The following is a 12,257-nucleotide window of genomic DNA, read 5'->3' on the forward strand; positions in this document are numbered from 1 at the left end:
ACTACAGGTGCTCCACCGCGATTCGCTCGCCGATCCGTTCCAGCAGCTCGGCCGCCGCGATGATCGATCGCGCCGGATCCGGTTCCAGATCGCTGAGCGGGTAGCAGTCGGCGAACCCCGCCGCGTGAATCTCCCCCTGTGACAACAGCGTTCGCCCCACTGCCGCGACCACCGGCACCCGCGCCGTCTTGGCCGCCGCGGCCACCCCCACCGGCGCCTTCCCGTGCATGCTCTGATGATCCAGCGATCCCTCCCCCGTGACCACCAGCGCCGCCCCCTCGACCAGCGCCGTGAACTCCAACAGCTCGAGCACCACATCGATCCCACTGCGCACCTGCGCACCCAACACCGCCAGCACCCCGAACCCGGTGCCGCCCGCCGCCCCCGCGCCACCGATCTCGGCGTAGCCGGTCCCCAGCACGGCAGCCCAATTCGACAGCGCCGCTTCCAGTTTCACCATCTGTCGCGCGGTCGCGCCCTTCTGCGGCGCGTACACCGCCACCGCCCCGGCGGGCCCGAGCAGCGGATTGTCCACATCGCAGGCCAGGGTGAAACTCGCCGTCGAGACCGCCGGGTGCAGTCCCGCGCGATCCACCGACACGACCTGCTCGAGCAGCGCGGCCACGTCCCCGTCACCGGTCAGTTCGCGCCCCTGCTCGTCGAGCAACCGCAACCCCAACGCCCGCAACAACCCCGACCCGCCGTCGGTCGAGGCGCTCCCCCCGAGTCCCAACACGATCTCGCGCGCCCCGCCGTCGAGCGCGTGCGCGATCACCACCCCCAACCCGAAGGTGTTCGCCACCATCGGCGCCAACCGCCCACCGGGCAGTTTCACCAACCCCACCGCCGCCGCCAACTCCACCACCGCGGTCTCCCCCCGCACCGCGTACACCGCGGTCGACGCCTCCCCGGTCGGTCCCGGCGCGGCCACGTCCACCCGCTTCCACCCGGCCGCCGCGAACGCCTCCACCATCCCGTCCCCACCATCGGCCACCGGCACGCACCGCACGTCGGCATCGGGCGAATGCCGCGAAATCCCGCGCGCCAACGCGGCCGCTACCGCCGGCGCCGACAACGAACCCTTGAACTTGTCCGGCGCAAGCAAAACCAACGGTCCAGAACCCATCCCGACATCTTCCGCCCAAACCACCGACCTCGCACCCCCCAATTTCCCCAGCACCACCCCGGCCAACGCGCGCGGTCGGGCCGTCGACACCTGTAGCGTCGAGATATGGCGACCGAGGTCCGCAACAACACCGCGCTCGAGCGGTTCGAACTCACCGCCGACGGACAACCCGCCGGCTACATCGAATACCAGGACACCGGGGACGAACGCGCCCTCGTGCACACCGAGATCTATCCCCAGTTCGAAGGCCGCGGCCTGGCGAACGTGCTCATCCAGGCAGCGCTGGACGCCAGTCGCGAACAGGGGTACGGGATCCTGCCGATGTGCCCGGTGGTGTTGCATTTCGTCAACACCCACCCGGACTACATCGCCTCGGTTCCCCAGCGGGCCAGGGGTTTGTTCGGGCTGCCTCAGTAGCGCGCGACCGCCGCGTCGACGGCGGCTTGCAGTTCGTCCTTGACCAGGCGGGCGATATCGCCGGGTCGGGGCGGCAGTTCCAGGATCGCGGTGCGCAGGTAGGCGACCCCGCCGACCACATCGGCGGCGGTCAGTTCGGCGGCCGGGTCCGGGTGCGGGCCGTAGTTCATCCCGATCGCGATCAGGGCGGGGGCGGCGTCGAGTTTGGCCGCGCGGAAGGCGATGTGCCCGATGCCGCTGCCGACCGACTGCACCTTGGTGTGGTCGACGTCATTGCAGGTTCCCTCGGGGAAAACGGCGAGGTGATCGCCCGCGGCCAACCGCTGCGCGCACACGTCCATCATGCGCTGACCGGCCGCGTTCACCGCGCGGATCCCGTGGTCCTTGCCGCGGAACACCGGGATCCCGCCCATCATGTCGACCTTGCGGCGCTGTTCGGGGTCGACGAACAGTTCGTCCTTGGCCAGCACCCGCACCCGCCCGATCTTGGCCCGCAGCGGCGAGCGCCACGCGGTCGCGGCCACCGTGTACGGGTCGCTGGTGGAGAGGTGGTTGATCGCGTAGATCACCGGCCGACCGGCGCGGATCAGCGCCCGCAACTGCTCCTTCGCGCCGTCGGCGAACAGCACGCGCGGCCGGAATCGACGGGCCAGCACCGCGTAGGAGGCCAACGCCTTCCACCGATTCTGCTGATGTCGCAGGTAGTAGTCGTACACGGCGTCGTTGTCGTCGAGCAGGACCGCTGGCGAGTGCATAACGCGACCCTACCGGGCGAACAGTGGCGCGAAGTGTGTGAAAAATTCCGGTTCCGATCCGGTGCGAGGCAAGCGCTCGGGGCCGCCGCAATGCGATGATGGCTCGGTGGCAGGCGGAGACGACCCGGACGAACGCCGGACGCGCGACGGGCACGGCGACGATCGGCGGCGCGGACAGCCCGCGGCGGGAGTGCGCGCGGGCAACCTGCTGGTGTCGGCGATCGACCTGGTGGAACCCACCTTCCGGCGCACCGTCGTGTACGTGATCGAACACAACGACGCGGGCAGTCTCGGCGTGGTGCTCAACCGCCCGAGCGAGACCCCGGTCGTGGACGTGCTGCCCGCGTGGGCCGATTTCGCCGCCTCGCCCACCGACCTGTACATCGGCGGCCCGGTCAAACGCGACGCGGCGCTGTGTCTGGCGGTGCTGCGCGAGGGCGTCGACATCTCCGAGATCCGGGGCCTGCGCCGGGTCGACGGCCGGGTGGTGCTGGTGGATCTCGACGCCGACCCCGCCGAGATCACCCCGCTGCTGGAACAGCTGCGGATCTTCGCCGGCTACGCGGGTTGGTCGATGGGCCAGCTCGACGGCGAACTCGACAACGAGGACTGGATCGTGGTCTCCGCGCTGCCGTCGGACCCCGTCGCCACCGACCGCCACGACCTGTGGGCGACGGTCCTGCGCAGGCAACCGTTGCCGCTGGCCCTGCTCGCCACCCACCCGATTGAACTCGAACGCAACTGACCCCGTTACTCCTACGACGAGCAGGAGTGACTATGAATTTCGACGAGCAGTGACGCGGGCGGCCGATGAACGACGGACGCGACGAATTGATGCGCGCGCTCTACGCCGAGCACGCACCCGCGCTGTGGCGCTTCACCCTCGGGTTGACGCGCGATCCGGGCCGGGCCGAGGACATCGTGCAGGAGACCCTGCTGCGGGCCTGGCAGCGTCCGGCCGTGCTGGAACAGACCGATACCTCGCCGCGCGCCTGGTTGTTCACCGTGGCACGTAACCTGGCTGTCGACGAGCATCGCAGCGCCCGCAATCGCCGCGAGTTCGGCACCGACACGCTGCCGGAGCAGGCGAGCCCGGATCAATCCGACCGCGCCCTCGACGGCTGGTTGGTCGCCGACGCGCTCGCCACCTTGAGCCCGGATCACCGCGAGGTGATCGTGCGGGCCTACTACCGCGGCCTCGGCATGGCCCAGATCGCCGATGAACTGGGTATCCCACCGGGGACGGTGAAATCGCGCCTGCATTACGGCATGCGGGCGATGCGATTGGCGCTACAGGAGATGGGGGTGACGAACCGATGACCGACCTCGCCGACGAGTACAGCACCTGGGACGCTGCCTATGTCCTCGGTTCGCTCGGTGCCACCGAGCGCCGGGAGTACGAGACGCACCTGCTCGATTGCGAGCACTGCCAGCAGGCGGTGTCCGAGCTGGCCGCGATGCCGGGCATGTTCGCCCTGGTCGATCGCGATACCGCGCTGTCGATGATCGAACCGCCCGCCCTGGTCCCCCCGCCGGTCCCCGACCTGATTCCGTCGCTGGCCGCGGCGGCCGAACGGCGCAGGAAGCGGCGACGCTGGACGGGTGTGGGCGCCGCGGTGGCGGCGGCCGCGGCCGCCGTGACGATCGCGATCCCGGTCACGGCCACGGTCGCGCGCACCGAGGCCCCGACCGAGCAGGTCGTGGCGCAGCAGGCCATGCGGGCCGTGGAGCAGACGCCGGTCAGCGCCGAGGTGAAGTTGGTCGCCGACGGCGATCGCACCCGCCTGGTCATGACCTGCCGGTACGCGCCGAGTTCCTACGGTTCCACCTACACCAACACCTACGGTCTGGTGGTGACCGCCGGTGATCAGCGCTGGGAACTGGACCAGTGGCCCGCGGGTCCGGGCACCGAGTTGACGGTGGATCGCACCATCGACGCGCCGCCGGATTCGATCAGCAAGGTGGAGATCACCTCGGTCGACTCGGGCCGCACGATCCTGGTCGCCGAAGTCTGAGCGCGAACAGCCCCGGAGGAATTCCTCCGGGGCTGTCTCGATAGCGGGTTACGCCTGCTTGCCGAAGATCGACCGCGACCACAGGTACCCGCCACCGGCGATGACCGCGCACCAGGCCAGGGCGATCCAGCCGTTGGCGCCGATCTCGGTGCCCATCAGCAGCCCGCGCAGGGTTTCGGTGATGGGCGTGAAGGGCTGGTATTCGGCGAACTGCCGCAACCCGACCGGCATGGTGTCGGTGGCCACCAGCCCGCTGCCGAGGAACGGCAACATGATGATGGGAAACGGTGCGTTGCTGGCACTTTCGACGGTGGGCGAGAGCAGGCCGAGGGCGATGGCGAGCCAGGAGAAGGCGAAGGTCACCAGCACGAGCAGCCCGAGCGCGGCGATCCACTCGAACGCATCGGCGTTGGGCCGGAACCCGATCAGCAGCGCCACACCGGTCATCACGGCGATGCCGCCGACGGCCTGGAGCAGCGAGCCGAGCACCTGCCCGGTGAGCATCGACGACCGCGAAATCGACATCACCCGAAAGCGATTCACGATGCCCTTGCTCGCGTCGCCGGCGATCGACACCGCTACCGACACCGTCATGTACGCGGGCAGCATCAACATCATGCCGGGCGCCAGATAATCGATGTAGTTGCCGCCGGACGACTTCTCCAGCGCGCCACCGAACACGAAGTTGAAGATCAGCATCAGCACGGTCGGCATGATGATGATGCTGAAGACCATGCTCGGATAGCGCTTGGCGTGCAGCAGATTGCGCCGCAACATCGTCATCGTGTCGGCGAAGGCGTACGAGGCGGACTGGGTCTGGGTCTTGGTCTGGGTGGTCATCGCAGTGACTCCTGCTCGGTGGTGGTGGTGCGGCCGGTGAGGGTGAGGAAGACGTCGTCGAGGTTCGGGGTGTGCACGGAAATCCCGCCTGCTTCGAGGTTTTCGGCATCGAGCACATCGAGCACCGCGCGCAGCGAGCGCACGCCACCGTCGCCCGGTACCGCCAGGGTGAGCCCGTCGCTGCCCTCGAGGACCTGGGCGGTGGGGCCGAAGGCGGAGCGCGCGATGTCGAGGGCGGCTCGTTCGCTGAAATCGATGCGGATGTGTCCGCCGGGGATCAGCCGTTTCAGTTCCGCCGCAGTGCCTTCGGCGACGATCCGGCCGCGGTCGAGTACCGCGATGCGGTCGGCCAGGTGGTCTGCCTCCTCCAGATACTGGGTGGTGAGGAAGACGGTGACGCCGAGGTCGTCGACCAGGGCGCGGATGATGTCCCAGATGGCGCGCCTGCTGCGCGGATCCAGGCCGGTGGTCGGCTCGTCGAGGAAGATCACCCGCGGGTTGCCCACCAGCGTCATCGCGAGGTCGAGCCTGCGCGTCATGCCGCCGGAGTAGGTACTCGCGGGCTTGTCGGCGGCCTCGACCAGATCGAAGCGTTCCAGCAGTTCGGTTGCCAGACTGCGGGTTTCGCGCTTCGGGAGGTGATTCAGGTCGCCCATCATCGCCAGGTTCTCGCGGCCGGTCAGCAGTTCGTCGACGGCGGCGAACTGTCCGGTGACCCCGATCATGCCGCGCACACCGGCGGCGTCGGTCGCCACGTCGTGGCCGCCGACGGTGATCTCGCCCGCGTCGGCGCCGATGAGCGTGGTGAGGATCTGCACGGTGGTGGTCTTGCCCGCGCCGTTGGGGCCGAGCAGGGAGAAGATGGTGCCCCGCGCGACGGTGAGGTCGATGCCGTCGAGGACCGTGTGTTCGCCGTAGGTCTTGCGCAGGCCGCGTGCGGTGATGGCCGAGTTGACCATGGTCGTCCCTTTCCAGAAAATTACATTCATTGGTGCGAATAAGTGCATGTTTGATCCACGCAGCCCCCCGGGGGGCTGCGGTGCTCAGTGAGGTATGTGGTTGTCGCCGAAAGGATTTAGATGTCGAGCTCCTCGACCATGGGATGCGCGGTCATGTCTTCGACCTTGCGGTAGAGCTTGTCCGGGACGCGCCCCTTCAGGTCCTTCAGCTCATCGAGGATCTCGTACTCGTAGTCGCCCCAATCCCACGGTGCGCCGATGCCGAACATGCGGCGCCAGTACTTCCATTCCTTCATGTCCCCGGCGGCCTCACCGGTGGGGTAGTCCTCCCACTTCGCCGTGTGGGTGTAGAGCACGAGCTTGCCCTTGCGACTGCGATACACCGCCTGGTGCAGCGCCTGCTTCTCGCCGGCGTCGCGCCACTCACCCAGCAGCGAGCCCTGGAAGCGCACCTGCCGGACACCGTCGCGCCCCACCTGCAGGGTGATCTCCTCGAACCCGGCCGCACGGCCCTCTTCCAGCTCGATGAGCCTGCGCAGGGCACTGACCACCGTGCTGGACAGGTTGCCGCCGACGAGTTCCTGCGCCCGCGCGAACACGGGCAGATCGTCGTCGGCTACGTAGATCGTCTTGTTGGGCATGAGGTAACTATACGTATATGTGTACGTACACACAAGGGTGAGTATTCGTCCACCCTCTGAACTCGCCCTCGGCGCGCCTCGTAATCGGAGTAGGGGCCACGAAGCAGAAGGAGGGCCGATGCCGGATCGAGTCGTCGATTACCTGGTACGGGCGGTAGCCGAGGCGGGAATCACCCAGATCTTCGGCGTGGACGGCGCCAATATCGAGGACCTGTTCGACGCGATCTTCGACGCGGGCAACACGCCCGAGGGGATCATCGCCAAGCACGAGTTCTCGGCGGCGACGATGGCCGACGGGTACGCGCGCAGCACCGGCGGGCTCGGTGTCGTCGCGGCGACCTCCGGCGGCGGCGCGGTGAATCTCGTTGCCGGACTTGCCGAGTCCTTCACCTCGCGGGTGCCGGTGCTGGCTCTGGTCGGGCAGCCGCCGACCAGTCTCGAGGGTCTCGGCGCGTTCCAGGATACGAGCGGACTCGCCGAATCCATCGACGCCGCCGCCCTTTTCGCGACAATCAGCCGCTACTGCGTTCGCGTGACCGACCCGGCCGAACTCCCCGCCCAACTCGCGGCGGCCGTGACAGCGGCACGGGAAGGCGGCCCCGCCGTTCTCCTGCTCCCGAAAGATGTTCAGCAACAGTCGATGCCGACGATCGTCGACGCACCACTCGCTCCGGCCGACAGCCCAGCTGGACCCGGCCCGTCCGGATTGTTCAACAACGCCTCACCCGAACCGGGCTCATCCGCGCGACCCCACCCCGCCGACGGCCGCCCGGCAGCACCCGCCCTGTCCATCGACGCACCGCCCGTTCCGTCCGAGATCGTCTCGCCCACCCAGACCGTCGCCGCCGCACTGGTCGCGGCCCGCAGCACCGGCAAGGTCGTCATCATCGCCGGTGACCAGGTCGCCCGCGACGACGCTCGGACCGAGCTCGCCGAACTGGTCGCGGCCCTGGACGCCTCGATCGGCCTGGCCCCCGACGCCAAGGACGTGTACTCCAACACGGGCCCCGGCTACTGCGGGGTCGCGGGCAGCATGGGCCACGCCGAGCTGGTCGAAGCACTGAGCGCGGCGAGCGTCTGCCTGCTGGTCGGTACCCGCCTGCCGGTCACCGCCCGCGCCGGGCTCGACGCCGCGCTGGCCGAGCTGCCCGTCCGCAGCGTGGGCGCACTGCCGCCGTATCTGTCCGCGACCCACGCCACCAGCACGGACCTCGCCGACACCCTCACCACGCTGCTCGCCGGGCTCGGCACCGAGCGCGGCGCGGGCGGGCGCACCACCGCGCCCACACCGATGACCGTCCCGGCCGCGGCGGGTCCCGGCCTGCGCTACCGCACGGTCGTCGAGGCCATCCAGACCGCCCTGCCCGACGGCGCGGATATTTTCGCCGACGCGGGTAACACCGGCGCCGCCGTGGTGCATTACCTACGGGTACCCGAGCACGGTCGGTTCACGGTCGCACTCGGGATGGGCGGCATGGGTTACGCCTTCGGCGCGGGCATCGGTTCCGCGTTCGCCCGACGCCACGGTGGGCACCGCACCGTGGTCATCGCCGGTGACGGCTCGTTCTTCATGCACGGCATGGAGATTCACACCGCCATCGAGCACGACCTGCCCATCACCTTCGTGGTGTTCAACAACAACGCGCACGCCATGTGCGTGACCCGAGAACAGCTCTACTACCGAGATCGATACAGCTTCAACCGTTTTCAACCCTCGTATCTGGGAGCGGGCATCGCCGCCATGTTCCCCGGGATCGACGCCCCCACCGTCTCCGAACCCGACCAGCTGGCCGAGGCACTGCACCGCGGCTTCGCCACCACCGGGCCGTCGTTCCTCGAAATCCTGTGTGACCCCGACGAAGTCCCGCCGTTCCTTCCCTTCCTGTCAGCCATCGAATCCTCCAGGAGCACCCCGTGACCACCAGCGCCCTGCCCGCCCTGTCCGACATCCGTGAGGAGGTGCCCGGCATCCTGCGGATCGAGAATTCCGACCGGGAGGCCACCACCCCGATCATCATGGACATGCTGCGTTCGGTGTATCCGCACGAGCAGATCTTCGGCGACTACTGCCCCGTGCAGACCTACATCGCCGCCCCGCCGCGCGAGGTCTACGAGTACCTCGCCGACACCCGTTCGCTCGAGGAGTGGACCTACAGCCTGCGCGGTTTCGTCGAGACCGAGGAGCCGGGCCTGTGGTTGGCCTACGACCGCCTCGGTGACGCGACCAAGTGTTTCACCCGCACCGTCGCCCATTCCGACGCGATGACCGTGGACTATCACTGCGCGTGGGACCAGTCCGAGCACCTGTGGATGATCTACCTGATGCGCGTCGTGGACGCCCAGGTGGTGTTCAACAAGCCCGGTTCGGTCGTCACCTGGGTCAACTGCAAGCACCCCTTCTACGACGAGAACGGCTATCCCGAGACCGCGCCGCCCAAGCGTCCGGTGTGGGTCGGCGATTTCTGGGAGATGTTCTCCGCCGGACACCAGCTCGAGCTCGACAACCTCAAAGCCATTTGTGAATACCGCGCGGCCAACGGGCTGCCGATCAAGCCGGAGTGGATGCAGTGAATATGCCGCAGGTGAGTCTGGTCGATGTCGCGAGCTATCTGCCCGGCGACCCCGTCCCGACCGAATACTTCACCCAGTTCTCCCGTTCCGAGCGGATGGCGAAGAACGTGATGTTCCGTTCGCCGGCCGGGCGCCACCATGTCGGTCGCGACGAAACCGCCGTCGATATGGCCGAGAAGGCGTTCGCGGTGCTGCGCGAACGCCACGGCGCCGGCCTGGCCGACGAGATCGACATCATCATCACCCACACCCAGCTGCCCGACAATCCCGTGCTCGGCGCCGGTCCCGAACTGGCACGCCGGCTCGGGGCGACCCCGTCGCAGGTCCTCGACGTGCACAACAGCGGCTGCGCGGCCTTCGTGCAGATGATGGCGATGGCGCGGATGATGCTGGCGACCAGCGACGCGAAGACCGCGCTGATCGTCGCCGCGCAGAATTGCGCCGGCCCGGTGTTCACCCAGCCCGATATCCGGAAATTGGCGCAGGCGCCGGTGCCCGGTGACGGCTGCGGTATCGGCCTGCTCCGCAAGGACGGTTCGGCGCCGATTCTCGATATCGAGACGCGCACCTATCCCGAATTCGCCGGGGATATGGATTTCTCCACCAACGGTGAGCGCAAGTATTGGGAGCCCGGCGAGGGTCAGCCGTGCGTGACGTTCTCCGAATCGAAGATCACCAAGGTGTTCGCGCGCGGTAATCGGCTGGTGCCCGAGGTGGCGCTCACGGTGTGCGATCGGATCGGGGTGAAGAGTCGCGATATCGACACCTTCGTCACCAATCAGCCCAACCGGCTGTTCCTGCGCAATTGGCACGACGCGCTGGAACTGCCCGCCGAACGCCATCCCGACACCTTCGATCAGTGCGGAAACCTTTTCGCCGCGGGCATTCCGGTGACCCTCGATACCGAGAATCGGGCCGGGCGGCTGCGCAACGGTTCGGTGGTGCTGCTCTCGGCGTTCGCGCACGCGGGTGACTTCGCGGGTGCGGCGGCGATCCGCTGGGGCGCCGCGCGATGAGTCTTCGACTGGTGGAACCGACGCTGCCCTCCCAGCGTTTCCGTGCCACGCCCACCGCCACCCGCTTCGACCTCGGCCTCAGCGAGAACCCTTTTCCGCCACTGCCTTCCATTCTGGACGCGGTGAACGACACGCTGGCCCAGGCGAATCGGTATCCAGAGTTCCTGCCGGACGAACTGCCCCGGATCATCGCCGACCACCTCGGGGTCTCCCCCGACGACGTGGTGGTCGGCGCGGGGGCCACCGGAGTCGCGATGCAGGTGATGCGCGCGCTCGGCGGTGGTGAATTGCTCACCAGCACACCGACGTTCGACGGGTACCCGATCATGGCCGAGATGGCTGGGATGGGTTTGGTCCCGGTGCCGATCGACCCCGGCGGCAATCAGGACCTGGCCGCGATGCGTCGCGCGGTGACCCGGCGGACCTCGCTGGTGGTGCTGTGCCGGCCGCACAACCCCACCGGCACCGTCCTGGACGCGGCGGCCGTGCGGTCCTTCCTCGGCGCGATTCCGGGTCACATCCCCGTGCTGCTCGACGAGGCGTATGTCGAATTCCTCGCTCCGGCAGACCGTCTCGACATCCACGCCCTGCTGCACCGCCACCAGAACCTGCTGATCCTGCGCACCTTCTCGAAGGCGTACGGGCTGGCCGGGTTGCGGATCGGCTACTGCGTCGGCCGCGGCAAGCTGATCCAGCGCATTCGTCAGCAGCAGTTGCCCTTCGGGATCACCACCGCCGCCGTGGCCGCGGTGCGCGCCGCCTACGCCGCCGACACGGAACTGCGCGACCGTGTCGACCGCATCAACCGCGAACGAGAGGTCCTGCGAATGTCACTGCGCGCCTGCGGAATCGACGTCCCCCGCAGCCACGCCAACTTCCTCTACCTGCCCGGCCCCGGCGTCGCGACAGCCCTGCGCCGCGCGGGCATCAAGGCCAAGGCCTACCCCGACGGCAGCGCCCGCATCGCCGTCGGCGACCCCGCCGCCGGGCGAGCCGTCCACGCGGCCCTGGTCGACCTGCGCTGACCCGCTCGACCACCATCGACCGCCCGGCAACCGCCGGGCCTCATCGACCGGGACCTGGGACCCCTCCCCCAGGTCCCGGTCCTTCCCCGTTCAGTCCCCGCCGCCCCCGCAGCCACCGCCACCACCGCCGTCGTGCCCTTCACTCCCCGCGATCCACCCCGCCGAACCCCCGGCGGCCGGCCCGAATCCCCCGTACCGCTGCATCCCCCGAATTCCCTTGGTCCCCTGGTGAATACGGAAGCAGGCCACCACGAAAGCAGCCGCCCCCACGGCGATCAACCCCACCCCGACCACAGTCCAGTGGCCGGCGACGACCACACCGAGAAACGCGACGAGAACCGCCGCTCCGAAAAGTTTCATGCCTACCCCCGATCGAACTACCTCAGTTGTAGCCCAGAGTCGGGGAAACCGCCAGGAATCAGTTGGCGGGGGCGCAGGTGTCGCGCAGGGAGCAGCCGCCGCACGAGGAGCCGCAGCCGCCGACGGGGGCGGGGGGCAGCAGGGGTTCGACGGTGCGGGCGGCCGCGTTGGCTCCCGCGCCGAGGGTGAAGACGGCGACGACGGCGACCAGGACCGCGATGATGACGCCGGGGAGCCCGCCCGCGGTGAGGGCGACCAGGCCGCCCGCGAAGAGCAGGGCGCCCGCGCCGACGGAGGTGGGGGCGGCGATGCGGTTGGCTATGCGGAAATTGTCGTCGCTGTGCAGCGCCGCTTCGGTGGTGACACCGAGGAAGCGGTTGCGGGGCAATTTGCCGAGCAGTCCGAGCACGCCGGTCACGATGGCGACCGCGGCCAGCGCGAACAACAGGAGAGCGACGACGACCATTCCTGCAGGCTAGCGCACCCGTGTCGGGCCGCGAGCGAGCGCTCCCGTCACAGGTGACCGGCCACA

The 12,257-nt window shown here is 68.7% G+C and carries 15 protein-coding genes; 8 read left to right on the forward strand and 7 right to left on the reverse strand.

All coding sequences use genetic code 11. The annotated features are described in order from the left end of the window. Position 1: 1 nt before the first annotated feature. Entirely contained in the window at positions 2 to 1,126 is a 1,125-nt protein-coding gene (locus ACFP3H_RS10335; RefSeq protein ID WP_378603107.1) for a glycerate kinase, read from the reverse strand. 105 nt (positions 1,127 to 1,231) lie between these two features. Between ACFP3H_RS10335 and ACFP3H_RS10340 the strand changes: the two genes are divergently transcribed. After that, entirely contained in the window at positions 1,232 to 1,543 is a 312-nt protein-coding gene (locus ACFP3H_RS10340) for a GNAT family N-acetyltransferase (protein WP_378603110.1), read from the forward strand. Here the strand turns inward: ACFP3H_RS10340 and ACFP3H_RS10345 are convergent. Continuing rightward, positions 1,537 to 2,298 (reverse strand): lysophospholipid acyltransferase family protein, encoded by a 762-nt coding sequence (locus tag ACFP3H_RS10345; protein ID WP_378603113.1) that lies wholly within the window; start codon positions 2,296 to 2,298, stop codon positions 1,537 to 1,539. The two genes, ACFP3H_RS10340 and ACFP3H_RS10345, sit on opposite strands and share 7 nt — an antisense overlap. Positions 2,299 to 2,404: 106 nt before the next feature. On the opposite strand from ACFP3H_RS10345, the gene ACFP3H_RS10350 reads away from it, so the two are divergent. The 3 genes from ACFP3H_RS10350 (at position 2,405) to ACFP3H_RS10360 (ending at position 4,313) form a co-directional block, all read left to right on the forward strand. Next, positions 2,405 to 3,043, forward strand: a complete 639-nt coding sequence (locus tag ACFP3H_RS10350) for a YqgE/AlgH family protein (protein ID WP_378603116.1) — start codon at positions 2,405 to 2,407, stop codon at positions 3,041 to 3,043. Between the two features lie 65 nt (positions 3,044 to 3,108). Continuing rightward, the gene (locus ACFP3H_RS10355; RefSeq protein WP_378603119.1) at positions 3,109 to 3,618 is read left to right on the forward strand and encodes a sigma-70 family RNA polymerase sigma factor; all 510 of its coding nucleotides are present in this window, start codon (positions 3,109 to 3,111) and stop codon (positions 3,616 to 3,618) included. Beyond that, positions 3,615 to 4,313, forward strand: a complete 699-nt coding sequence (locus ACFP3H_RS10360) for a zf-HC2 domain-containing protein (protein ID WP_378603122.1) — start codon at positions 3,615 to 3,617, stop codon at positions 4,311 to 4,313. Before ACFP3H_RS10355 ends, ACFP3H_RS10360 begins: the two co-directional genes overlap by 4 nt. A 48-nt stretch (positions 4,314 to 4,361) precedes the next feature. On the opposite strand, the gene ACFP3H_RS10365 is transcribed toward ACFP3H_RS10360, so the two are convergent. From ACFP3H_RS10365 to ACFP3H_RS10375, 3 genes are all read right to left on the reverse strand, one after another. After that, positions 4,362 to 5,153 carry an ABC transporter permease gene (locus ACFP3H_RS10365; RefSeq protein ID WP_378603125.1) on the reverse strand — a complete coding sequence of 264 codons (792 nt, stop codon included), beginning with the start codon at positions 5,151 to 5,153 and terminating at the stop codon, positions 4,362 to 4,364. Further along, the gene (locus ACFP3H_RS10370; RefSeq protein ID WP_378603128.1) at positions 5,150 to 6,112 is read right to left on the reverse strand and encodes an ATP-binding cassette domain-containing protein; all 963 of its coding nucleotides are present in this window, start codon (positions 6,110 to 6,112) and stop codon (positions 5,150 to 5,152) included. The genes ACFP3H_RS10365 and ACFP3H_RS10370 overlap by 4 nt, the downstream gene beginning before the upstream one ends. Positions 6,113 to 6,228: 116 nt before the next feature. Beyond that, positions 6,229 to 6,753 carry an EXLDI protein gene (locus ACFP3H_RS10375; protein ID WP_378603131.1) on the reverse strand — a complete coding sequence of 175 codons (525 nt, stop codon included), beginning with the start codon at positions 6,751 to 6,753 and terminating at the stop codon, positions 6,229 to 6,231. Between the two features lie 118 nt (positions 6,754 to 6,871). Between ACFP3H_RS10375 and ACFP3H_RS10380 the strand changes: the two genes are divergently transcribed. Genes ACFP3H_RS10380 through ACFP3H_RS10395 form a run of 4 tightly spaced genes read left to right on the forward strand, consistent with a single transcriptional unit; the run spans position 6,872 to position 11,365 of the window. Then, positions 6,872 to 8,671, forward strand: a complete 1,800-nt coding sequence (locus tag ACFP3H_RS10380) for a thiamine pyrophosphate-binding protein (protein WP_378603134.1) — start codon at positions 6,872 to 6,874, stop codon at positions 8,669 to 8,671. Then, positions 8,668 to 9,324, forward strand: a complete 657-nt coding sequence (locus tag ACFP3H_RS10385) for an SRPBCC family protein (RefSeq protein ID WP_378603137.1) — start codon at positions 8,668 to 8,670, stop codon at positions 9,322 to 9,324. Before ACFP3H_RS10380 ends, ACFP3H_RS10385 begins: the two co-directional genes overlap by 4 nt. 2 nt (positions 9,325 to 9,326) lie before the next feature. Beyond that, entirely contained in the window at positions 9,327 to 10,340 is a 1,014-nt protein-coding gene (locus ACFP3H_RS10390) for a 3-oxoacyl-ACP synthase III family protein (RefSeq protein WP_378603216.1), read from the forward strand. After that, on the forward strand, positions 10,337 to 11,365 hold the full coding sequence (locus ACFP3H_RS10395; RefSeq protein ID WP_378603140.1) for an aminotransferase class I/II-fold pyridoxal phosphate-dependent enzyme: 1,029 nt from the start codon (positions 10,337 to 10,339) through the stop codon (positions 11,363 to 11,365). Before ACFP3H_RS10390 ends, ACFP3H_RS10395 begins: the two co-directional genes overlap by 4 nt. A 90-nt stretch (positions 11,366 to 11,455) precedes the next feature. Here the strand turns inward: ACFP3H_RS10395 and ACFP3H_RS10400 are convergent, their stop codons facing one another. Next, positions 11,456 to 11,725, reverse strand: coding sequence for a hypothetical protein (locus ACFP3H_RS10400; protein WP_378603143.1), 270 nt, complete (start codon positions 11,723 to 11,725; stop codon positions 11,456 to 11,458). Between the two features lie 58 nt (positions 11,726 to 11,783). Further along, positions 11,784 to 12,191 carry an SdpI family protein gene (locus ACFP3H_RS10405; protein ID WP_378603146.1) on the reverse strand — a complete coding sequence of 136 codons (408 nt, stop codon included), beginning with the start codon at positions 12,189 to 12,191 and terminating at the stop codon, positions 11,784 to 11,786. Between the last annotated feature and the right edge of the window lie 66 nt (positions 12,192 to 12,257).

The organism is Nocardia lasii (genome assembly GCF_042658545.1).
Taxonomy (GTDB): Bacteria; Actinomycetota; Actinomycetes; order Mycobacteriales; family Mycobacteriaceae; genus Nocardia; species Nocardia lasii.